A 21,139-nucleotide genomic window follows, 5' to 3' on the forward strand; every position below is an offset into this window, starting at 1 on the left:
ATCTAGTCGAACAATTGCGGTCTGATGCCTTGCGCGCCGTGAAGGACGGCACGGATTTCGACGTGGTCGGGCTGTACCGTGTAGAAAATCAGATGTGATTGGAAGCGGAAACGTCGGTAGCCTGCCGCGAGTTCATCTACTTGCTGGCCGATTAGAGGAAAGTCGGCGCGAAGTTCGAAGGATCGGATCAAGCCGGCGTAGTAGGCCTCGGCCTGATATTTGCCGAACCGGCTTTCGCTGAAGTCGTAAATGTCGATCAGATCGGCTCGGGTACGCTCCGACAGCCGGTACTCAGCCATGGCGGCGTTGAGCAACACGTTGGCGCGCTACGGCGAGGATGTCGTCCGGCGTGTCCGAGGTGAAGGTGTTGCAATCGGGCTGAGCGAATAGCGCTTGATATCGGCGGACCTGCTCATCACGGGGGAGCTTGGCCCACGCCTCAAGCTCGGCTTCGGTCGGTGTTGCCGAGGGAGTGATATTGGCGAACTGGTCGGTCGTCTGGGACATTGAGAGGCATCTTAACACAACAAAAAGGCCCCGGAAACCGGGGCCTTTGAGCAGTGGATCGCACAGAGATATCAGCGCGAATAGAATTCGACGACCAGATGGGGCTCCATCTGCACCGGGAACGGCACGTCGGAGAGGCCGGGGATGCGCACGTATTTGGCGGTCATCTTGCCGTGGTCGACTTCGAGATAGTCGGGGGTGTCGCGCTCGGGAAGCTGGCTGGCTTCGAGAACGTGGGCGAGCTGCTTGGAGGCTTCCTTGACCTCGACGACGTCGCCGATCTTGACCTGGTAGCTCGAGATGTTGACCTTGCGGCCGTTCACCTTGATGTGGCCGTGATTGATGAACTGGCGGGCGGCGAAGATCGTCGAGACGAACTTGGCGCGGTACACGACCGCGTCGAGACGACGCTCCAGCAGGCCGATCAGGTTCTCGCCGGTGTCACCCTTGAGGCGGCTCGCCTCGACATAGATGCCGTGGAACTGACGCTCGCTGATGTTGGCGTAGTAGCCCTTCAGCTTCTGCTTGGCGCGCAGCTGCACGCCGAAGTCCGAAAGCTTGCCCTTGCGGCGCTGGCCGTGCTGGCCGGGGCCGTACTCGCGGCGGTTCACGGGGCTCTTCGGGCGGCCCCAGATGTTCTGGCCCATACGGCGATCAATCTTGTACTTCGCCTCACTGCGCTTAGTCATCGCGTCCTCTTCGGTTGCATGGTTTGAGGAAACGCGCCCTCCTGTGTGACGGGATGAGCCCGGCACCGACAGGTCCGATCCCCAAAGCTCAAGGGACCAGACCACGGGTCGCGAAACGCTTCGCGGGCCGAAACCGGCCCGCGAGCAGGCGGCTTTTAGTGGAGTTTGGGGTTCGCTGTCAATGCGAATGGCCCCGGAATCATGCCCCGACGGCCCGGATCGGCTTGGCGCCTGCCGCGCGCAATTCGGCAGCAATTTCAGTGTTCAGGGCCTGTTCTAGTCGGGTCAGGACCCGGGCGATGGGGGCAGCGTCCGTGACCCGGTGGTCCCAGCGGATCACGACATGGATGGTCTGGTCCGGCTCGACAAGGCCATAGCTGACTATGAACGGGCCGGGCGTGATGGGGTGGAGCTCGCCGCCGCCATAGGCGGCCACCGAGCTCACCGCGAAGCTGCCGAACCAATTGCCGCGCTGCCGGCCGAAATTGAGGCCCACCGCCCAGGACAGGCGCCGCAACGGCAGCGGTAACCGGGTGACCCGCATGATCTTGCGGAACATGGGAACATCTTCGACCGGGGCCGTCTTGGCGCGTCGGATCTCATGGTCGACCGCGGCCAGCGTCATGGCCTCGGGGGCCGCGATTCGCTGCGGCATGACGCATTCCTCGCCATCCTCGAGCCGGGCGATCGCTACCGACGCCACGCTGTCGGGGAGCTCGTAGAGCGTCGGCCAGGGCCATTTGGCGTAGACGGTGCGCAGCACCGGCTCGTCCCTGGCCACCAGGGCGAATGCCTTGACGAACATCGCCGCCCAGCCGACCGGCGCCATTGCGGCCGCGCGGGCCTCCAGCAGGGGGCGGATATTGAGCGAGCGGGAGAGCGACACGAAGGGCACGCCCATCGAGGCGTACATCAGGTCGATGATCAGGCGACGCGGCAGGGAAATGTTCTTGGGCTGACCGCGCATCGTTCTTTCGGTTCCCGCGGACTGACATGGGGGGCGAGAGGCGGCCGACCCTAGCAGCACTGCCGTTCCCGGCAAGCCTCAAGAGCCGGGACCGATGCTCAGCGCCTGATCCCGTCGAACGCCGCCATGATGCCGCGCTGGAACAGCGACCAGTCGAACCCGAGCGCGATCGCGCGGTAGCCGCGGTCGATGAGCTGGTTGGCCTGCTCGGCGCTGCGCGCCACGCCGCCGATCGGTACCCCGCTTTTGAGAATCCCGGCCTCGGCCCGCGCGATCAGCGCCAGTAACTCTGGATCGTCCATCTGGCCGCGCTTGTTGATGGAGGTGGCGAGATCGCCGGGGCCGATGACGGCAACGTCGATGCCTGGGGTCGCCATGATCTCGTCGATGCGGTTGACGGCATCGACATGCTCGATGGTGATCATGCAGATCATCTCGTCGTCGGCTGACGCCATGTAGTCGGGCATCGACTGGCCCCAGCGGAACGGCGCGTGGAACGGTCCCCAGAGCCGGTCGCCGCGCGGCGGGTAGCGCACGCTGCGCACCGCCTTTTCGGCATCGTCGCGATTAGTGATCATCGGGAAATTGATGCCGAAGGCGCCGATATCCATCGGCGCTTTCGCAAGCCAGGGCTCGTTCGCCGCGATGCGCACCAGAGGCGTGCATGGCGTGCCGGTCGTCGCTGCGATCATCGCATGCGCTTCGGTGAGCCCGATCGGGCCGTGCTCGAGATCGACGATGATCCAGTCGAGCGAGCGCGCCATGATCTGGACCATCTGCACGCTCGGGATCGTTGCGATCGCGCCGAAGGCGGGGCGGCCTTCGCTCCATAATTGGCGAAGGCGGTTGAGCGGCTTTGCGGGGACCGACATGGGATGACCTTGCGCGAGCTGACGATGGCGAAGCCTAGCAGCGCCTCGCGTCCGCGAAAAGTCAGGCGACTGCGCGCCCGCCGAAGAATGGCGTCAGCGTGGCGCTGAGGCCATGCACGCGGTTCGATGTGAAAATCATTTCGGCGCCGGACGGCGCGATGCCGCTTGTCGGCGCACCCAGCAGGTCGGAAACGCGGCGGGCGATAGCTGGCGCCGGGTCGATCCAGTCCACCGGCCAGGGCGCAAGCCTTTTCATCCGGTCGAGCAGCAGCGGATAATGCGTGCAGGCGAGCACCACCGTGTCGGTGCGTGCGCCTGCGTCCGCGGCATCGCCGACGAAGCAGGGGGTGAGCTCGGCGAGGATGTCGCCGTCGCTGATCGCCTGGCCGCTGAGCTCGGCTTCAGCGAGCGAGGCAAGCTCGGGCGAGCCGACCAGCGTCACCTCGCAGCCCTGCGCGAAATCGCGGATCAGTGCCTTGGTGTATTCGCGCTTCACCGTGCCCTTGGTGCCGAGCACCGAGACGCGGCGGGTCTTCGAGCGGGCGCAGGCCGGCTTGATCGCCGGCACCGTGCCGACGAAGGGCACGGAATAAGCGGCCCGCAGATGCGATAGGACCAGGGTGGACGCCGTGTTGCAGGCGACGACGACGAGATCAGGATCATGGGCGCCGATCAGCTCCCCCATCAGTGGCACGACGCGGGCGATGATTTCGTCCTCGCTGTGATGGCCATAGGGGAAGAAGGCGTCGTCGGCGACGTAGGTGTAATGCGCGTCCGGGCGCGCGGCCACGACCTCACGCAGCACGGTGAGGCCGCCAAGACCGGAATCGAATACCAGGATCGTCGGGGAGTTGGTCACGTCGCTACCTTAAGCCCGCCATGGTTACCATTCGGTTTTTGGGGCGGTTTTGCGGCGAGAACGGCCCGCGTCCCAGTTTGGAGCGATTCAATTTCACGTCGGCCGCCTGGACCCGCTATCAGCCATGCTGCACAGCGATTGGGACATCCGTAAGTTTTCGGGAGCCGACATGATCAGAAACACGACGAACGGCTGGGGGAGCGTTGCCCGGTGGTTTCACTGGGGCCTGGCTCTGGCGATCATCGGCATGATCGGCTTCGGCTGGTGGATGAACCATATCCCGCCGCGTGCCGACAGGTTCTTCTACCGCTCGATCCATGCCGATATCGGCTATGTGATCCTGCTGCTCACGGTGCTGCGCCTCGCCTGGCGCGCCATCAACCCGACGCCGGCGTTGCCGGCCGAGTCCTTGCGCTGGCAGAAGATCGCGGCCCGTGTCAGCCAGGGCGGGCTTTATCTCGTCGTCATCCTGGTCGCGATGCTGGGTTGGGCGCATTCGGGTGCGCGCTCGCCCAACTATTCCGACTTTTTCGGCCTGTTCAACGTGCCGCAATTGACCTCTCCGGACAAAGCCGCGGCCGGCGCCTATGAGGATCGGCATATCTTCTTTGCCTATGTGCTGCTGGCGCTGATCGTAATCCACTTCGTCGCGGCCCTCTGGCACCACTTCATCCGCCGCGACCGCGTCGTCGCGCGCATGGTGACGGACGAGGTGGGGTAGGGGACGATGGAGGAGTTTTGGGCGCGCTCTCTCCACGTCGTCATTGCGAGCGCAGCGAAGCACTCCAGAATCTTTCTGCAGGCGGCAGTCTGGATTGCTTCGCTGCGCTCGCAATGACGGGGTAGGATGCAGCGACGCGACTGACCCAGTTCGCCCGTAAGGAGACACCATGCTCACCGTCCACCATCTCGGCAAATCGCAATCCGAACGCATCGTCTGGCTCTGCGAGGAGCTCGGGATTCCCTATGAGCTGAAGCGCTATGCACGCGATTCCGTCACCATGCTGGCGCCGCCGGACTACAAGGCGCTACATCTTGTCGGCGCCGCGCCCGTCATCACCGACGGCGATCTGGTGCTCGCCGAATCCGGCGCCATCGTCGACTACATCATCGCCAAATATGGCAACGGCCGCCTCGTGCTCCGCACTGACGATCCCGACTTCGCGCAGTTCCTCTACTGGTTTCACTTCGCCAACGGCACCCTGCAGGCCGGCATGGGCCGGCTGATGCTGCTGAACCGGCTCAAGCTCGCAGATGACAATCCGATGCTGGTCGCGATCAGGGCGCGCGTCGACCGTGCCTTCGACCTTGTCGATGCGCGCGTGCGCGATGCCGAATATCTGGCGGGTGGCAGCTTCACCACGGCCGACATCATGACGGTCTTCACGCTCACCACGATGCGCTATTTCCAGCCCTATGACCTCGCGCGCTGTCCGAACGTGGTCAAATATCTCGGCCGCGTCAGCGCGCGCCCGGCCTACCGTCGCGCGATGGAGAAGGGCGATCCCGGCATGGCGCTGCTGCTCAGCTGAGCCGCGCGCCGGCAGCGATCATCTCGGCACATGCTTGGTTGCGCGTTCGATCAGGTCGTTCAGCCGCGAGATGAATTTCGCCAGGATTGGCGAGGCATTGGCCTTGTGGTAGCCGACGACGAGGTCGATCGTCGGCGCCTTGCCCTTCAGCGGGCGGCTGACGACCGACCAGGGCAGGAAATTCTTGATATAGCCAGGCAGCAGCGCAAAGCCGCGGGTCGAGGCCACCATCGACACCGCCATGACGATGTTATCGGCCTCGTGCGCCGTTGAGATCGTTAGCCCGCTCTGGCGAACATAGGTGTTGATGATCTTGAGAAGCTCGGGCGCCGTCCCGGAGACGTTGACAAAGGGCGTGCCCTCCAACTTCCCCAGCTCGATGCGATCGAGCTTGGCCAGGCGGTGGTCGCTCGGCAGCACCGCGACGAGCGTCTCCTCGAAGACCGTCTTGTAGACGAGGTCGGCCGAGCCCGTCTCGCGCCGCATGAAGGCGAGGTCGAGACTGCCGCGCGTCAAACCCTCAGCCAGCACGGGTGAGAAATCGCTCGTGACGGTGACATCGATGTTCGGCAACTCGTCGCGCAGCACGCGCATCGCCTCCGGCAACCAATCAATCTCCTGGCCGGTGAGGAAGCCGAGCGCAAAGCGCGATTTCTCGGGGCGGCCGGCGCGCCGCGCCGCCTCGATCGCCGCATCGGCCTGTGTCAGCGCAAGGCGCGCGTGATCCAGGAAGGCTTTTCCCGCCGCCGTCAGCTCGACGCCATGCACGCTGCGGGCAAACAGCGGAACGCCGACCTCGTATTCGAGATCGCGGATCTGGCGGCTCAGCGACGGCTGCGCGGTATGCAGGCGCTTTTCGGCGGCGACCGTCAGGCTGCCTTCCTCGGCGACGGCGATGAAGTAACGGAGGTGACGCAGCTCCATGGGCAAGGGCCTCTCAACACGGCGCGACGAATGCGTGCCTTTTGGCAAACCTATCGCACGCGATGCGGTGTGTCCCTCCCATACCTATCAGGCATGAGGGGCAACTAACAAAGTCTTGGCGGCAAAAGCCGGCTTTTCCTATTTCACGGGGGCGATGCTGCTGGCCCCAATCGAACCGGCTGCACCGGAAGAAACGCAAAACAAGGGATTCCCATGACGTCGCCGGTTGTATTGATCACAGGCGCGCTCGCCGGTATCGGCCGGGCGACCGCCATTTCCTTCGCACGATCCGGCCACCGGGTGATCGTGTCTGGCCGGCGGGACGATGCCGGGCAGGTATTGGCTGCGGAATTGCGCGACCTCGGCGCAGAGGCCGAATTCGTCAACGCCGATGTCCGCGAGGAAGTCGAGATTCGCGACCTCGTTGACAAAACGGTCGCGCGGTTCGGCCGCCTCGATATCGCGGTCAACAACGCCGGGGTCGAAGGCTCGCCCGGCCCGGTTTGGGAACAGACCGAGCAAAGCTACACCGACATCTTCAACACCAACGTGCTCGGAACACTCCTCAGCATCAAACACGAGCTGCGTGTGATGAAGGCGCAAGGCGCGGGCAGCATCATCAACATCTCCTCGACCATGGGCGAGCGGGGCGCGGCCAATCTGGCGCTCTACACTGCAAGCAAGCATGCCGTCGAAGGCCTGACCAAATCGGCAGCGCTGGAAGCAGCGGCTTTCGGCGTGCGCGTCAACGCGGTCGCCCCCGGACCGACGGATACCGCCATGCTCGATCGACTGACTGGTTCGCCGGAGAAGAAAGCGGCGTTTTACGCGGCCGTGCCGCTCAAGCGCGGCGCGAGGCCGGAGGAGATCGCGAACGCGGTGCTGTTCGTCGGATCGGAGCAGGCCTCGTTCATCACCGGCCAGATCATTCGCGTTAACGGCGGCAAGACCGCCAGCTAAGCCGCGTCCGGTACGGGCGTCGTTGCCACCACGACAACAAGGAGAACGACCATGACTGATCTCAAGGGAAAGACCGCTCTCGTCACCGGCGCTTCGCGCGGCATCGGTCGTGCCTCGGCGCTGGCGCTCGCGAAGCGCGGCGCGCAGGTGCTGGTGCATTACGGCCAGGGTGCCAAGGAGGCGGAAGCCGTCGTCGCCGAAATTCGCAAGAACGGCGGCCGCGCCGATGCCATTGGAGCCGATCTCGGCGCGCCTGATGGCCCGCATCAACTGGCGAGCCGCGTGCGCGGCATCGTTGGCGACCGGCTCGACATCCTGGTTGCCAATGCCGGTGTCGCCAAGGCGGCCGTCATCGAGGAGACCACGATTGCCGATTTCGACCGGCTGTTCGCCGTCAACGTCCGCGCGCCGTTCTTCCTGGTGCAGCAATTGCTGCCGATCTTGCATGAGGGCAGCAGCGTCGTGCTGGTCTCGTCACTCGCAGCCCGCGCGGTGGTCGGGACGCTGCCGGCCTATGCCGCGACCAAGGGCGCGATCGATACGCTGGTGAAGCATTTTGCGGCGGCGCTCGGCACGCGCGGCGTGCGCGTCAACGCGGTGGCGCCCGGCGTGGTGGGCACCGAGATGTCGTCCTTCACCAAGACCGATGCAGGACGCGACTACACGCTCGGCATGCAGACCTTAAAGCGTATCGCCGAGCCCGACGACATCGCCGACGCCGTCGCTTTCCTCGCGTCACCCGATGCGCGCTGGATCACCGGCGACACCATCCACGTCGACGGTGGCTCGAAGCTCTGAGCCATGGCCGGGCGGCTGAAGCCATTCGGCTGCCTGGTTCACGCAATCTTGTTCGTGGTCGCGGCTTGCGCCGCGGCCAGCTGCTTCTGCAGGCGATCGATGTTCTGCAGCAGGCGCTGGCTGGTCAGCACCAGGAAGTAATAACCGAACTGCGGGTCCTGGAAGTAGATCTCGAGCAGGCGGTCGTAGGTGATCGTGAGCACCTGGCCGTCTTCGATGCATTCGATCGTTCCGGTGCGGCGGTTGTCGGGCGTGAGGAAGCCGAGCTCGCCCATCAGCGCGCCGGGCCCGATCTCGACGCCGATCTCCTTGACCAGGAATTTCCCGGTCACGGTGAGCAGCATCTCCTGGGCCGGATCGCCGAGCTTGAACAGGGTGTCGCCGCGGCGATATTTGCGCTCGGTCATGAACGGCTTCAGCCATTCGATCGACATGTCGCCTTCGGCGGCATGGCGCGCCTTCTTGACCAGCTTGAGCATCTGCCGAAGCCGAAGGGCGTTGATCGGAAGCATCAGGAGATAGAGCAGGAACGTGGAGACGTTGGCGGAGAGCGCGCCGAAGATGGCGAAGAACGCGCAGCCGATCATGTTGGCGACGCGCAAGGGCACCATCGTCCGCATCAGGAGGGTGGCGACGAAGAAGCCGGCGCCGATCGTAGCGAATAGATTGGCCAGCGTGATGTTATGGACGAAGATCTCGAGCAGCCGGTTGAAGATCGCGTCCCAGGTGACGTTGTTGGGGTCGAGGCCCATCTGGATCAGGATCTTCGCGATCCTGAGATTGTCCGTGGCCGCATCGAGAATGCGGTCAAGGATGGAGGAGACGTCTACACTGCCGGACGGCATGGTACTATCCCTGCGTAAGGTCTTCAGTCCTGGTCGTTAGGCTCGAAACCTATAGCCGAAATCGAATGACGACCGCTTGAATGAAACCTTCGGTCGCCGTTCCGCAACAGGCAAATTTTAGCCCGAACCGGCGTTTCGGCAATTGCCCGTTCGTTGCGCGCATGATCCGGCCGCTCCTGTGATTCGGGCTGGCGCCGGTGGATTTCAGCGTCCGGGAGTGGCGCTCAGCGCCAAAAAGGGACAGGAGGTGGGTTACGGCTTGACGCCGGGCTGGATGACCTGCTGCTCGACGAGGGTCAGGTGCCCTGGCAGCGAACCAGCGCGCAGCTGCATGGCGACGCTGTTGGCCTCCTCCAGGGTGAAGTTGCCCGAGATCTGAACCGAGCCGCCGGTGATGGGCTCGCGGATCACGGGGGCCGAGATGACCGTGTCGTCGAGCGCGATGGCGATGGGCTTGCCGATATTCTCTTCAGTGAGATGGGCGAAACGTCGCGTGCCGCGTCCGTTGAAGCGGAAGGAGACGACCGGATCCTTCGTGCCGGGTGCGAAGCTAGGCGCGGCATTGCTGACGTCCTCGCCGTCGAGCGCGCTCTCCTTGGCGACCAAGTAGGGCCGCTTGTCCTTGAATCCGAGCAAGACCTCCGTGCCCTCGGGCGGTTTTCCGGATTGCGCCAGCTCCGGTAGCATCGAAACATCGACCTGGCGGAGGCTGACCTTGACTCTCCGGGCGAAGATCGCGGTGATGCGCTCGGGATCGGTCACGCCGGGCAGGAAGATGCGGATACGGTCAGGCCCGTCAGGGATGGCGCTGACAAGCTTGACGTCGGCATCCTTGAGGCGCTGCTCGATCATCGCGATGGAATCTCCGACCAGCTCGGCCAGCCGCGCCTTGGATGCGGCATCGGTGGGCGCGAGCCGGACCGTGTTGTCGCCGCCATCGGTCACGGAAACCGCATGCGATGGCACGCCTTCCGCGGCTGCGGCGAGCTTGCGCGCGAGCAGGTCGCGTCCCTTCGCGTCGGCGATCTTCACGTCGACTCCGCCGTCGCGGATCGCAAGATCGGAGAAGGCGATATGGCCGTCGTGCAAGATCTTGTAGACGTCGTCGCGCAGATCCGTGACGACGCTCTCGCGCAGGCCCTCGCTGTCGACCTTGTAGATGATGCGCGACCCGCCCAGCTTCTCCATCTTGTCGCCGACGAAGGCTGCGATCTTTGCGCGTAGCTTGTCGAACTGGCCCTCAGCGAGCGCGGCGCGCGGCAGGGCGATCGCGATGGCGACCGAGACCATGACGGCGAGCCGTCCGGTTCGCTTCCTCAGGGCCCTGGTCATGGTCTTCCTTACATATGTTGTGCGTGGTGTCGCACGAAGCTTGTGCCTGTCCTTGGTCCGCCCATCGCACGGGGAGGTTCATTGCATTGATAAAGGTTAAAATAAGTATTTTATATCAATAGCTTGTCTCCGTAACCGGGATACGAATTTGCGTGACCGGGATACACGTGCTAGTTCAATACATGGTGGAGTAGGTGGTCGATGGTCCCTGCGAACAAGCGCGTCAGGAAGTATCGCAGCCAAGGCGGCGCGGCCGATCTCGTGCGGGTCGAGGTGCTGATTCCGCCGGCGGCGCGCAACGAGATATTGGCTCTCGCCTCGCGCATGCGTGCCGAGCATCGGCGGATCAAGGAGCTGCAATCGCTGCTTGACAACGCACTCCGTCTCTACGGACCGCGCATCCTCGACAATGTCGATCTCGATCGGCTTCCCGATCTGCGCGCACGCGCCGCAGTCGCTGCTCGCGCCATGATCGATCGTGGCGACGCCAGGGCATTCGCGATGGGCAAGAAGATACTGGACCGCGTCAAGGCTGCGGAGAATTGAGATGGCGCTTAGCAAGTTGCAGAGCGATATTCTTCGACTGCTCGCCAAGAACCGGTCCGACAGCAGCGATCTTGCCGGTGGCTTGATGCTCAACAAGGATTGGGAGCGGCGATCTGATGACATCGATATCTTTCACGATACCGACGAAGAGGTCACCGACAGCGCAAAGGCAGATATCGCCGTCCTCGATGCGGCCGGTTTCAAGACGCATCGCGATTACATCATCTATGGCTGCGTCGACGCCACGATCTCACGCGATTCCGAAACGACGATCATCCAATGGTTTGCCGAAACGCGGATCCGGTTCTTTCCGCTCGTCAAGGACGAGCAATGGGGGGCTCGGCTTCATCAGGCTGATCTGGCTGTCAACAAGGTGCTGGCGGCCGCAGGCCGCTCGAAGGCACGCGATATAGCCGACATTGTTGCCATCGGCCGCGACTATTGTCCGCTCGGACCACTCGTGCTTGCCGCTGCTGGTAAGCCGCCCAACTTCTCCCCAGTGCGAACCCTGGACGAAATCCGTCGCCATGCGCTGTCGATTCCGGCCGAGGAGTTTGCCGTGGTGAGAGGACTACCGCTTGAATGGACGGCGGCTTTCATTCGCGACGAGGCGCTGCGGCTGATCGATGCTGCCCGCAGCTATGTGATGGCTGCACCCCCCGCACTGACGGGCATATTGGCCGTCGACAAGGCGAACGTACCGATCGAGATCTCGAATTCAGCACCTGCCGACGTGATCCTGCGAAAGGCGACTGCGGAGCCTGAGGTGATGCCGGCGCCGGCCGATTTCAACGCGATAGAATGGACGCCAGATCGCCCTTGAGCAGCTCGTGCGATACCGCCTTGCGCGCAAGCGGCGAGTTGCATCCGGCAATGGACGAACGCCAAATCATCGATCATTCTGGTTCCGCTCGGCCGGCCAATCGGCCGAGGCCCCCGCCGCACCAAATGTCAAAAGACAGGCGGCGAGGGACTGGATCTGAGGGAGGACGGAATTCCATGACGGGCATCCACGCGCTCGATCGGCTTATTGGCGATGATTATCCGGAGCTTTTGACGGACGCGGAGGTCCGGGCCTTCGAGCAGGTCCCGTATGCCGATCGGGTCGCGGCCGAGAGCACCTATGATGCCATCAGGCTCGGCGCCGCGCGCAACCCCGACGGCGCGGCGATCCAGTTTCTGCAAAATGCCGATCCCGCCGACACGCCTGTTGTGGTCACCTACCGCGACTTCATCGCGCGCGTCACGCAGGCCGCCAACGTGTTTCACGCCCTCGGGGCGGAGAAGGGTGACGTCATTTCCTTCATGCTGCCGCTGCTGCCAGATGCCTTCGTGACGCTGTTCGGCGCCGAGGCTGCCGGCATTGCCAATCCCGTCAATCCGCTGCTCGAGCCGCACCAGATTGCGGAAATCCTGGAAGCGGCGAATACGAAGATCCTGGTGGTGCTCGGGCCGGTGCCGGGCACCGATATCTGGCAGAAGGTCGAGCAGATCCGCCCCTCACTCAAGCACCTCAAGGCGATCGTGCAGGTGGCGGGCGTCGGCGATCCGGAGCAGGGCATCTTTGCGTTCAATGATCTGATCAAGCAGCAGCCGGCGGACCGGCTTGTCAGTGGGCGCAAGATTCTCGCCAGCGACATCGCCGCCTATTTCCATACCGGCGGCACCACAGGCACGCCAAAGCTGGTGCGGCATACCCATGCCAACCAGGTCTATCAGGCCTGGGCGCTCGGCCTGCTGCTGAAGTCGAAGCCCGGCGCCAATCTGCTGTTCGGCATGCCGCTGTTTCACGTCGGCGGCTCGCTGACCCAGGTTCTGCTGATGCTATCGAGCGGCGGCTCGCTGGTCGTGCTGTCGCCGAGCGGCTGGCGCAATCCGAACGCGGTGAAGAACATCTGGGGCCTGGTCGAGCGCTTCAGGCCTGAGGCGCTGTCGAGTGTGCCGACGGTGCTCGCCGCGACGCTCGCGGTGCCGCCTGAGAATGCCGACATCTCCAGCTTGAAATATGCAGCCGGCGGCGGCTCGGCGATCCCAGTCGCGGTGGGATCTGCGATCCAGGACAAGCTCAAGCTGCCGGTGGTCGAGGTCTACGGCATGACCGAGACCTCGAGCGTGCACACGCTGGCTTATCCGTCTCGGCCGATCCGGCTCGGCTCGGTCGGCCTACCCATGCCTTACGCGCGCGTGCGCATCGTGCAACTCGATGCCGACGGCAATCTGATCCGCGACTGCAAGGTGGACGAGATCGGCGTCGTCATCATGGCCGGGCCCGGCGTGTTCGGCGGCTATCTCAACGACGCCCACAACAAGGGCGCCTTCGTCGACAAGGTCTGGGTCAATTCCGGCGACCTCGGCCGGTTGGATGCCGACGGCTATCTCTGGATCACCGGCCGCGCCAAGGACCTCGTGATCCGCGGCGGCCACAACATCGATCCGGCCCCGATCGAGGAGATCATGTTCCGCCATCCGGCCGTCGGTTTTGCCGCGGTGGTCGGCCAGCCCGATGCTTACGCAGGCGAGCTGCCGGTCGGTTACGTGCAGTTGAAGCCCGGCGCGTCAGTCGAGCCGGGCGAGCTCGAAGCCTGGGTGCGCGAGCGCACGCCGGAGCGCGCCGCCGTCCCGGTGCAAGTCATCCCGATCGACCCGATGCCGGTGACCGGCGTTGGCAAGGTCTTCAAGCCGCAGCTGCGCTGGGACGCGGCGCAGCGCGTGTTCTCCAAGGTGTTGATGCCGCTCGTCGCGCGCGGCATCGACTGCAAGGTGAAGGTCGGCGCGCACGGCAGTCACGGCTCGATCGCGACGGTGACGCTCACGGGCCTGCCGGCCGATCAGCGCGAGGTCGTCGCCGGCGAGGTGCACACGCTGCTCGCGCCGTTCGTGATGCGGCACGAGGTGGTGCAGGCATAGATAAGGCAGGCGCAGGAATCGTAGGGTGGGTTAGCTGATCAGATGCACGAAGTGCATCTGATCAGCGTAACCCACCACTTCTGTCGCCGCTGCGGAGAAGAAGAGGTGGGTTATGCCTTCGGCTAACACACCCTGCGAGATCTCACTTCGCAGTCGTTTCACGCCGGCATCGCGGTTTCGATCAGGCGCACCCAGAACGAGGCGCCGTGGCCGAGGATGTTGTCGTTGAAGACGTAGGCCGGGTGGTGGCACGCCGGGCTTTCGCCCATGCCCACCAGCACCATTGCGCCGGGGCGCTCTTGCAGCATGAAGGAGAAATCCTCCGCCCCCATCATCGGGATGATGCGGTCGTTGACGCGATCGGCACCGACGATGTCACGGGCGACGTCGGCGGCGACGCCGGCTTCGCGCGCATGATTGAAGGTTACCGGATACATCCGCGTGTATTTCGTCTCCGCCGAGCCGCCATAGGCGCGGGCGACGCTGTCGGCGACTTCGCCGATCCGGCGCTCGACGAGATCGCGCACCTCGGGATCGAGCGTGCGGACGGTGCCGCTGAGCTCGGCGGTCTCCGGGATGATGTTGAAGGCAGTGCCGGCGTGGAATTGCGTGATCGAGACCACTGCCGACTGCAGCGGATTGACGTTGCGCGCGACGATCGACTGCAGCGCGCCCACGATCTGCGAGCCGATCAGGACGCTGTCGATGGCCTGGTGCGGGGTGGCGCCGGCGTGGCCGCCCTTGCCGCGGACGGTGATCTGGATGTTGTCCGATGAGGCCAGCAGCGGGCCCGGCGTAGTGGCGAAATGGCCTTCGGCGAGACCCGGCATGTTGTGCATGCCGTAGACCTGGTCGATGTTCCAGCGCGTCATCAGCCCGTCCTCGACCATGGCCTTGCCGCCGCCGCCACCTTCCTCGGCGGGCTGGAAGATCATGACCGCGGTGCCGTCGAAATTGCGCGTCTCGGCGAGGTACTTTGCCGCGCCCAGCAGCATCGCTGTATGGCCGTCATGACCGCAGGCGTGCATCTTGCCCGGGATCTTCGAGGCGTAAGGCACATCGGCGGTTTCCATGATCGGCAGCGCGTCCATGTCGGCGCGCAGGCCGATGGCCTTGCCGGAGGCGGACTTGCGGCCACGGATCACGCCGACGACCCCGGTGCGGCCAATGCCCGTCACCACCTCGTCGCAACCGAATTCGCGCAGTTTGTCGGCGACGATGCCAGCCGTGCGGTGGACTTCGTAAAGCAACTCCGGGTTCTCGTGGAAGTCATGGCGCCAAGCGGCCATTTCGTCGGAGAGGGCGGCGATGCGGTTGACGATGGGCATGGGTTTGGGTCCGTTTCTTCTTCAGGGAGCGGGCTAGCGTCGCCTAACGTACCGGCTGGTGTGGCGTCTTGGGTTCCGAGCGGCGAGCAGCGGCCTACGCGCGTGGCGCCGGCCAAGATGCTTTCTACGCCGTGATTTGGCGGAGGGGGAGGGCGGAACAAACGGCGCGGCAAGGTGGCATGGGATGATGGGGCTTAATAGGTATCATCGTCCGCGAGCGACGTGGCCTCGAGACTGGCGGCGGACCCCTGCAAATATTAGCTGTCAATCACGGATCATTGACTGACAGATATTGAAATCTGTCAGCGAGACGTGTATATCCGTTCGCGGACGCTCCGATTGGGCGTCCCGTGGTCATCCCTCCCGGGGAGCCTGAGGTCCGAACCATCTGCGGATCTCGGCGCGTAGTTTTGGGGGCGGGACCGCGGACGAATGGAGACCTAAGACAATGACGACCGAAATCATCAACTTCACCGGCGCGATTGGGCATTGGCTCAATTTGCTGGTTGCGCGCCAGATCGCGGCGCAGGCTGCAAAACTGCCTCATTAAGGCGAGAGCTTTCCGAAACGACCGGTCAAGGGCGCTTCGGTGAGCATCCTTCGCCGGAAGACCTTAGTCCTCGAGTGGGAACATGGTGCTGGCATGAACGAAGCTGTTGTCTTGACGCCGGAGCGGATCCTCGAGGTGACCGAGGACGTCTTGCGGCGCTATGGACTTGCCAAGGCCACCGTGGTCGACGTTGCCCGCGCGCTCGATGTGAGTCACGGCAGCGTCTATCGCCATTTCCCGAGCAAGGCCTCGCTGCGCGAAGCCGTCGCCAAACGCTGGCTCGACCGCATCGATGCACCGCTTCTGGCGATTGCGAACGAGCAGGGCCCGGCGCCCGACAGGCTCGATCGCTGGCTGCGCACGCTGTTCGCGGCCAAGCGCTCGCGCGTGCTCGACGATCCCGAGATGTTCGACACCTATCTGACGCTGGCGCGCGAAGCCTGCGCGGCCGTCAAGTGCCACAAGGACACCATGATCGACCAGATCGCGGCAATCCTGGCCGACGGTGTCAAGCAGGGCGAGTTCGCGGCTGATGACGTCAAGATGACGGCGCGCGCGCTGTTCGACGCGACCTGCCGCTTCCATCATCCGGCTCATGCCGACGAATGGAAGGATGCGGAGCTGTCGGCCCGTGTCGATGCGACGCTCGCGCTGCTGCTGCGCGGTTTGAAGGCGTAGAGTCCCCGTTAGCTGACCCGTTTGCCCTGAAGCACAGCGCTGTGGCGGAGCGAGTGCGCGGCGGAGGTTTGCCTTCGTGGCTGAAAGTCGCCATTGGACGACGGCACGACCGGCGGACTCTCCGGATAGGCAGTGATCGCGATCTCAACGTCGTTCTTCGATCGCTTTCGAAGCCGCTCGAATGTGAGTTCCTGATCCAGCGTGGGGCAGCGGAAGTGGACGACAGCGGTATCCGGCAGGCGGCAAAGCTCGTCGATGAGATCGCCGACCGTGATGATGGGGGGATGCGCGGCTGCCTTGTGATGACCCTTACTCATGACCCTCTACTCCTTCACTCAGCTAACAGGGACGGAATAGCCTCCGTTCCAATCCGCTCGGCAGATTGAGAAATTTCATGTCACTCGAGGTATTGCGGCAGCGCTGCTGCTAAATTCGCGTCAGCCCGCAAGCCGCGGCGAGCCGCACCAGCTGCGCGTCCGTGCGCGCGCCGGTCTTGGTCTTGATCAGATAGTGGTAGTTCTGGACCGTCTTGACGCTGAGATTGAGCTGCGCTGCGATCTGCTCGGAGGTGGCGCCCCCCGCGAACTGGCGCAAAATCTCGATTTCGCGTTCGCCCAACTGATCCAGCGCTGATCCCGCCGACAGGCTGTCCTCGGCCAGCACACGTGCGATGTCGTCGCTCATGGCGCGCTCGCCGCGCGCGACGCATCGGATCGCGTTGACGACCGCGGAGGGGGCGCTGCTCTTGGTGACGAAGCCGGACGCGCCGGCATTGAAGGCCGCTTTCACCAGCACGGCCTCGTTGTGCATGGTGAAGACGAGGATGCGCGCCCGCGGGTTGCGCGCGCGGATGTTGCGGATCGCCTCGAGCCCCGAGGCGCCCGGCATCGAGATGTCCATCACCACGACATCGGGGTCATGACTTTTGAAGGCGCCGTAGGCATCTGCGGCGTTGTCGGCTTCCGCCACGACATGGAGATCGCCCTGGCTTTCCAGCACGCGCCTGTAGCCCTGGCGGACGATCGGATGGTCGTCGACCAGGAGCACGGAGATGCCTGAAGTTGCGACCTCGCTCATGACAGCCTCACGCAGCAAGCGGAATCGTCGCGGCGACGCTGAGCCCGCGCCTCGCGGGCAGGATCGACAGCGAGCCGCCGGCCGCCGTGACGCGCTCGCGGATGCCGGTGAGGCCGAAGCCGGCGGAGCGCGCCACGCGCTCTGCATCGCCGCCGCCATCGTCCTCGACACGGATCAACAGCGCGCCATCCTCGCCGGCACAACGTTCGACGTGCAACGAGATCTCGCGCGCTGCACCGTGGCGCAGCGCATTGGTCAGGCATTCCTGGGCGACGCGATAGGCAGTGGTGGCGGCCGGGCCGCTGATGTCGGTGAGGTCGCCTTTGAGATCGAGCTGGATCGTCGGCTGCGTCGCGCTCTGCGAGCGCCAGCTGTCGACGAGGTTGACGAGGCTCGCCTCGAGCCCGAGCTCCTCGGGCAGCGGATTGCGCAGCCGCTTCAGCGCATCGCGCAGCGAGGCCATCAGATGGTGCGTGGCCTGCGAGATCATGCGCGCATCCTGCGCGATGCCATTGTGGTCCTGCTGCGCGTTCGCGGTCTCGATCGTATTGGCGAAAGCGAGGATCGCCGAGAGATTTTGCCCGAACTCGTCATGCAGCTCGCGGGCGAGCGCGCGTCGTTCGTCGTCGCGGATTTCGATCAGGCGCCGTGTCAGCGCGGCGCGCTGTTCGGTCGCCTCTTTCAGCCGGCTGCCGAGCGCTTCGACGGCGCGGCCGATCATCGCAAGCTCCATGGAGCGGAAGCGCGGCAGCTTTGTGCGATACTGGCCGCGCGCCATGCGTTGCAGGGCGGTCACGATGCTGCGTGCCGGCGCCAGCGTGTGCGCGATCGCAAGCGAAGCGAGCAGCGCGATCGCCGCCGCCATCAAAAGCGCAACGTCGATCACGTTCAGGATATAGTCCCAGGCGAGCGAGATTGAGGCGGCCTCATCCGGCGTCGCAACCACCGTTCCGGCGGCGGCGGCGCGTGGGCTGACGGGGCGCACCACCTCGGCGTGGCTGCCGAGGAAGGTTGGAACGATGGCGGCGAACCAGCGCGGCGGGGTCCGGCCGATCCCTTGGCTCTGGCCGCAGAGCGGCCTCTCGAATGCGGTGGCCGGCTGGAACTCGACGCAGACACCGGGCGCAATCAGTTTCACCGTCTCCAGCGTGCGCCATTCGGGAACCGGCATGAGATGCTCCCGCATCCTGCTGCTGCGCAGCAACAGCTCGTGCCAGTACAAGCCCTGGAGCGCCTGTGCGACCCGTTGTGCAGAGGCCGCCGTCGCGCGGTCGACGCTGCGATAGGCATCGAACGTGGCCCACATGGTTGCCGCGCCCAGGCACAGCGCAACGATGAGAAGCAGACGGGCGACAAGCTGAAGCACGAGGCGCATGCGATCACCCCAAAGTTTGGTAGACTGAGCCTAACAACGCCGTCGCGCCTTGCCAATTGTAGGGTTTGGGCTCGATTGCAGCTCGGGCAAATTTCCCAAGCCGGATTGGGCATGGGTCTTTGGACCTGAAGCGGCGGCTTTGATCTAATCGGGGTGGAAATATCGCAGGCTGGTCCCTGCAAGTCAGGAGCGGTGCAGCATGAGTTCGGTGACGATTGGACCGATCGCGGGCTCGAATGCCGACCCATCCGAGCGCAGCGCGCTGTTGTTCTGGATGATCTTCACGGGGCTGTCGATCTTCGCAATGGTGCTGCTGTGGCGGTTTGGCCTGATCCATCTGATGCTGACATCGGACCGGACCTACATTTCGAGCGTGATCGCGGTGCTCTATCTCGTCACCTGCGGCCACTGCTTCCTGCGCACGCGGGCGATTGCCCGTGAGGGTGCGGCCGCGCGGCGCTGCCGCGCGGTGCTGGCGGCGCCCGATGGCAGCAAGGCGCTCGATGCGCGCGCGACGACGTTGCCGCGCGGACTGGTGCGCGATCACATCGAAAGCCTCGTGACGAAAGCCGCAGCGCAGGATTACCGCCCGGTCGACCAGACGCTGCTGCTGCGGACGCTCGCCGACCGCTTGCGCGGCTCCAACGGGTTCGGCGCCTTCGTCTCCGACACGCTGATGAAGCTCGGCCTGCTCGGCACCATCATCGGCTTCATTATCATGCTGGCGCCGATCGCGGGGCTGGATGCCGCCGACAAGGTCGCCATGCGCTCCTCGATGGGGCTGATGAGCGACGGCATGGCGGTCGCGATGTACACGACGCTCGCCGGTCTCGTCGGCTCCATCCTGGTCCGCATCCAGTACTACATGCTCGATGCCGCGACCCAGCGCGTGTTCTCCGATGCCGTGGTGCTGACCGAGACCTATGTGACGCCGGTTCTCGAGCGCCAAGGCGCTGGAACTAAAGGCGCCGGAACGCCGTCATGATGGATGATTTCGGCCTCTATCCGCGCGAGGAGCCGTTCGATCCGCTGGGCGTGATGCTGTTCAAGGCGCTCCAGGTGGTCGCCTTCCTGTTCTTCCTCGCGCTGCTCGCGGTCTCGCCCGATGCCAAGGAGGGCAAGATCGACTCCAAGGCCGAGTTCATGATCACACTAGACTGGCCGGACAATCATCCCGACGATCTCGATCTGTTCGTGCAGGATCCCGCCGGCAACATCGCCTGGTATCGCCACCGCGAGGCCGGCTTCCTCACGCTCGATCGTGACGACCGCGGCGGGGCCAATGACTTCATCGTGGTCAACGGCAAGAAGATCGCTTCGCCCATCCGCGAGGAGATCGTCACGCTGCGGGGCATCCTGCCCGGCGAATACACCGTCAACGTCTCGCATTTCGTCGCCACGACCGGCGAGCCCGTGACGGCCAATGTGAAGGTGCAGAAGCTCAACCCGACCGCGCAGGTGATCTTCGACAACAAGTTCACGCTCGACCACACCGGTGACGAGAAGACCGCGGTGCGGTTCCGGCTCGATGCCGAAGGCAAGGTCATCGATGTCAACCAGCGGCCGAAATCGCTGATGGAGACCTTTCGCAGCACCTGGCGCAATGGGGCCGATCTCGACCCGAGGACCGGTGTGAGCAGGAACGCGACGAGGATCCGCCGTGATTAATCTGCAGACGGTCATCCTCTCGCTGTCGGTCGCCTATGCGGTGATCGGAGCGCTCCTGCTGGTCGTGCTGGTCTACGCGCGGCTGCACTGGTCGCTGAAGGCGGTCGCGGTGGTCGTAACCAGCGCCTTCTACGTCGTGAGCTTCACGGAAATGCGCGGGCTGCTCGGCTGGGCCAGCAGCGAGCGGCTGCCGACCGCCTTCAAGCTGCTCAAGGCGCGGATCGTCGAGCCGCATTCGCTGGCGGGCGATCCCGGCTCGATCTATCTGTGGGTCGAGGAACTCGATGAAGATCATCGTCCGAGCGGCATTCCGCGGGCTTTCCGCGTCCCCTACAACGACACCCTGGCCGACAAGACCCATGCGGCGGAGAACGAGATTGCCGCGGGCCATCCGCAAGGCGGGCGTGCGGCGGACTTTGGCGGCGGCGAGGGCAGCCTGATCGACATGGTCCGGGAATATGTGACGCCCAAGGCCGTCCTCGAGACCAGCGGCGGCGATTCCTCGACCGGGGAGTTCATTGCCCCGCCATCAGGCGCGCAAGGAGCTGTCTTCACGCCGCTGCCGCCACCCCGGATGCCGCCCAAGGACGAGCAATAAGGCCGAGCAATAGGCTCCCCACCATTGCGGCGGCGTGGCGCTGGTCAACTGGCCTGCGCTGGCGCATCTTGTTGACCTCCCTCAAATTGGCTTTATCGGCTTCCAATAAGATGATGAGGGTGGAGGG

At 64.4% G+C, this 21,139-nt stretch carries 24 protein-coding genes; 11 read left to right on the plus strand and 13 right to left on the minus strand.

Going from position 1 to position 21,139, the window contains the following annotated elements; all coding sequences use genetic code 11:
- Window positions 1-2: 2 nt before the first annotated feature.
- The 6 genes from XH91_RS12845 to murI form a co-directional block, all read right to left on the minus strand.
- On the minus strand, window positions 3-317 hold the full coding sequence (locus XH91_RS12845) for a type II toxin-antitoxin system RelE/ParE family toxin (RefSeq protein WP_245477319.1): 315 nt from the start codon (window positions 315-317) through the stop codon (window positions 3-5).
- Window positions 292-507 carry a hypothetical protein gene (locus XH91_RS12850; RefSeq protein ID WP_128950940.1) on the minus strand — a complete coding sequence of 72 codons (216 nt, stop codon included), beginning with the start codon at window positions 505-507 and terminating at the stop codon, window positions 292-294. Before XH91_RS12850 ends, XH91_RS12845 begins: the two co-directional genes overlap by 26 nt.
- 71 nt (window positions 508-578) lie before the next feature.
- Window positions 579-1,196, minus strand: a complete 618-nt coding sequence (rpsD, locus tag XH91_RS12855) for a 30S ribosomal protein S4 (RefSeq protein ID WP_128950941.1) — start codon at window positions 1,194-1,196, stop codon at window positions 579-581.
- 199 nt (window positions 1,197-1,395) lie between these two features.
- Window positions 1,396-2,163 (minus strand): acyltransferase, encoded by a 768-nt coding sequence (locus XH91_RS12860; protein ID WP_128950942.1) that lies wholly within the window; start codon window positions 2,161-2,163, stop codon window positions 1,396-1,398.
- A gap of 98 nt (window positions 2,164-2,261) precedes the next feature.
- The gene (locus XH91_RS12865) at window positions 2,262-3,035 is read right to left on the minus strand and encodes an HpcH/HpaI aldolase family protein (protein WP_128950943.1); all 774 of its coding nucleotides are present in this window, start codon (window positions 3,033-3,035) and stop codon (window positions 2,262-2,264) included.
- Between the two features lie 61 nt (window positions 3,036-3,096).
- Window positions 3,097-3,894 (minus strand): glutamate racemase, encoded by a 798-nt coding sequence (gene murI, locus XH91_RS12870; protein ID WP_128950944.1) that lies wholly within the window; start codon window positions 3,892-3,894, stop codon window positions 3,097-3,099.
- A gap of 169 nt (window positions 3,895-4,063) precedes the next feature.
- Between murI and XH91_RS12875 the strand changes: the two genes are divergently transcribed.
- Entirely contained in the window at window positions 4,064-4,615 is a 552-nt protein-coding gene (locus XH91_RS12875) for a cytochrome b (RefSeq protein WP_128950945.1), read from the plus strand.
- 169 nt (window positions 4,616-4,784) lie between these two features.
- Window positions 4,785-5,426, plus strand: coding sequence for a glutathione S-transferase family protein (locus tag XH91_RS12880; protein ID WP_128950946.1), 642 nt, complete (start codon window positions 4,785-4,787; stop codon window positions 5,424-5,426).
- Between the two features lie 18 nt (window positions 5,427-5,444).
- Here the strand turns inward: XH91_RS12880 and XH91_RS12885 are convergent, their stop codons facing one another.
- Window positions 5,445-6,350 carry a LysR substrate-binding domain-containing protein gene (locus tag XH91_RS12885; protein WP_128950947.1) on the minus strand — a complete coding sequence of 302 codons (906 nt, stop codon included), beginning with the start codon at window positions 6,348-6,350 and terminating at the stop codon, window positions 5,445-5,447.
- A gap of 213 nt (window positions 6,351-6,563) precedes the next feature.
- Between XH91_RS12885 and XH91_RS12890 the strand changes: the two genes are divergently transcribed.
- Both XH91_RS12890 and XH91_RS12895 read left to right on the plus strand, forming a co-directional pair.
- Window positions 6,564-7,310, plus strand: coding sequence for an SDR family NAD(P)-dependent oxidoreductase (locus XH91_RS12890; protein WP_128950948.1), 747 nt, complete (start codon window positions 6,564-6,566; stop codon window positions 7,308-7,310).
- Window positions 7,311-7,361: 51 nt separating this feature from the next.
- Window positions 7,362-8,108 (plus strand): SDR family NAD(P)-dependent oxidoreductase, encoded by a 747-nt coding sequence (locus XH91_RS12895; protein WP_128950949.1) that lies wholly within the window; start codon window positions 7,362-7,364, stop codon window positions 8,106-8,108.
- A gap of 38 nt (window positions 8,109-8,146) precedes the next feature.
- On the opposite strand, the gene XH91_RS12900 is transcribed toward XH91_RS12895, so the two are convergent.
- Complete coding sequence (locus tag XH91_RS12900; RefSeq protein ID WP_128950950.1) at window positions 8,147-8,953, minus strand: Crp/Fnr family transcriptional regulator; 807 nt, start codon at window positions 8,951-8,953, stop codon at window positions 8,147-8,149.
- A gap of 252 nt (window positions 8,954-9,205) precedes the next feature.
- The gene (locus XH91_RS12905; RefSeq protein WP_128950951.1) at window positions 9,206-10,285 is read right to left on the minus strand and encodes a SecDF P1 head subdomain-containing protein; all 1,080 of its coding nucleotides are present in this window, start codon (window positions 10,283-10,285) and stop codon (window positions 9,206-9,208) included.
- A 201-nt stretch (window positions 10,286-10,486) separates the two neighbouring features.
- Between XH91_RS12905 and XH91_RS12910 the strand changes: the two genes are divergently transcribed.
- The 3 genes from XH91_RS12910 (at window position 10,487) to XH91_RS12920 (ending at window position 13,738) form a co-directional block, all read left to right on the plus strand.
- Window positions 10,487-10,831, plus strand: coding sequence for a hypothetical protein (locus tag XH91_RS12910; protein WP_128950952.1), 345 nt, complete (start codon window positions 10,487-10,489; stop codon window positions 10,829-10,831).
- A 1-nt stretch (window position 10,832) separates the two neighbouring features.
- Entirely contained in the window at window positions 10,833-11,654 is an 822-nt protein-coding gene (locus XH91_RS12915; RefSeq protein ID WP_128950953.1) for a hypothetical protein, read from the plus strand.
- A gap of 176 nt (window positions 11,655-11,830) precedes the next feature.
- A complete protein-coding gene (locus XH91_RS12920; RefSeq protein ID WP_128950954.1) occupies window positions 11,831-13,738 on the plus strand; it encodes an acyl-CoA synthetase in 1,908 nt (635 codons plus the stop codon).
- Window positions 13,739-13,896: 158 nt separating this feature from the next.
- On the opposite strand, the gene XH91_RS12925 is transcribed toward XH91_RS12920, so the two are convergent.
- On the minus strand, window positions 13,897-15,066 hold the full coding sequence (locus XH91_RS12925; protein WP_128950955.1) for a M20 aminoacylase family protein: 1,170 nt from the start codon (window positions 15,064-15,066) through the stop codon (window positions 13,897-13,899).
- Between the two features lie 643 nt (window positions 15,067-15,709).
- On the opposite strand from XH91_RS12925, the gene XH91_RS12930 reads away from it, so the two are divergent.
- The gene (locus XH91_RS12930; RefSeq protein ID WP_128950956.1) at window positions 15,710-16,294 is read left to right on the plus strand and encodes a TetR/AcrR family transcriptional regulator; all 585 of its coding nucleotides are present in this window, start codon (window positions 15,710-15,712) and stop codon (window positions 16,292-16,294) included.
- Window positions 16,295-16,302: 8 nt separating this feature from the next.
- Here the strand turns inward: XH91_RS12930 and XH91_RS12935 are convergent, their stop codons facing one another.
- From XH91_RS12935 to XH91_RS12945, 3 genes are all read right to left on the minus strand, one after another.
- Window positions 16,303-16,611, minus strand: coding sequence for a hypothetical protein (locus XH91_RS12935; protein WP_128950957.1), 309 nt, complete (start codon window positions 16,609-16,611; stop codon window positions 16,303-16,305).
- A 109-nt stretch (window positions 16,612-16,720) separates the two neighbouring features.
- A complete protein-coding gene (locus XH91_RS12940) occupies window positions 16,721-17,371 on the minus strand; it encodes a response regulator (protein ID WP_128950958.1) in 651 nt (216 codons plus the stop codon).
- 7 nt (window positions 17,372-17,378) lie between these two features.
- Window positions 17,379-18,746, minus strand: coding sequence for a sensor histidine kinase (locus XH91_RS12945; RefSeq protein WP_128950959.1), 1,368 nt, complete (start codon window positions 18,744-18,746; stop codon window positions 17,379-17,381).
- A gap of 199 nt (window positions 18,747-18,945) precedes the next feature.
- Between XH91_RS12945 and XH91_RS12950 the strand changes: the two genes are divergently transcribed.
- The 3 genes from XH91_RS12950 to XH91_RS12960 are packed head-to-tail and all read left to right on the plus strand — an operon-like array spanning window position 18,946 to window position 21,012.
- Window positions 18,946-19,731, plus strand: coding sequence for a MotA/TolQ/ExbB proton channel family protein (locus tag XH91_RS12950; protein WP_128950960.1), 786 nt, complete (start codon window positions 18,946-18,948; stop codon window positions 19,729-19,731).
- Window positions 19,728-20,414, plus strand: a complete 687-nt coding sequence (locus tag XH91_RS12955) for a DUF2135 domain-containing protein (protein WP_128950961.1) — start codon at window positions 19,728-19,730, stop codon at window positions 20,412-20,414. The genes XH91_RS12950 and XH91_RS12955 overlap by 4 nt, the downstream gene beginning before the upstream one ends.
- Window positions 20,407-21,012 (plus strand): hypothetical protein, encoded by a 606-nt coding sequence (locus XH91_RS12960; RefSeq protein ID WP_128950962.1) that lies wholly within the window; start codon window positions 20,407-20,409, stop codon window positions 21,010-21,012. Before XH91_RS12955 ends, XH91_RS12960 begins: the two co-directional genes overlap by 8 nt.
- Window positions 21,013-21,139 lie beyond the last annotated feature (127 nt).

The sequence above is a fragment of the Bradyrhizobium guangzhouense genome (assembly GCF_004114955.1).
Taxonomy (GTDB): Bacteria; Pseudomonadota; Alphaproteobacteria; order Rhizobiales; family Xanthobacteraceae; genus Bradyrhizobium; species Bradyrhizobium guangzhouense.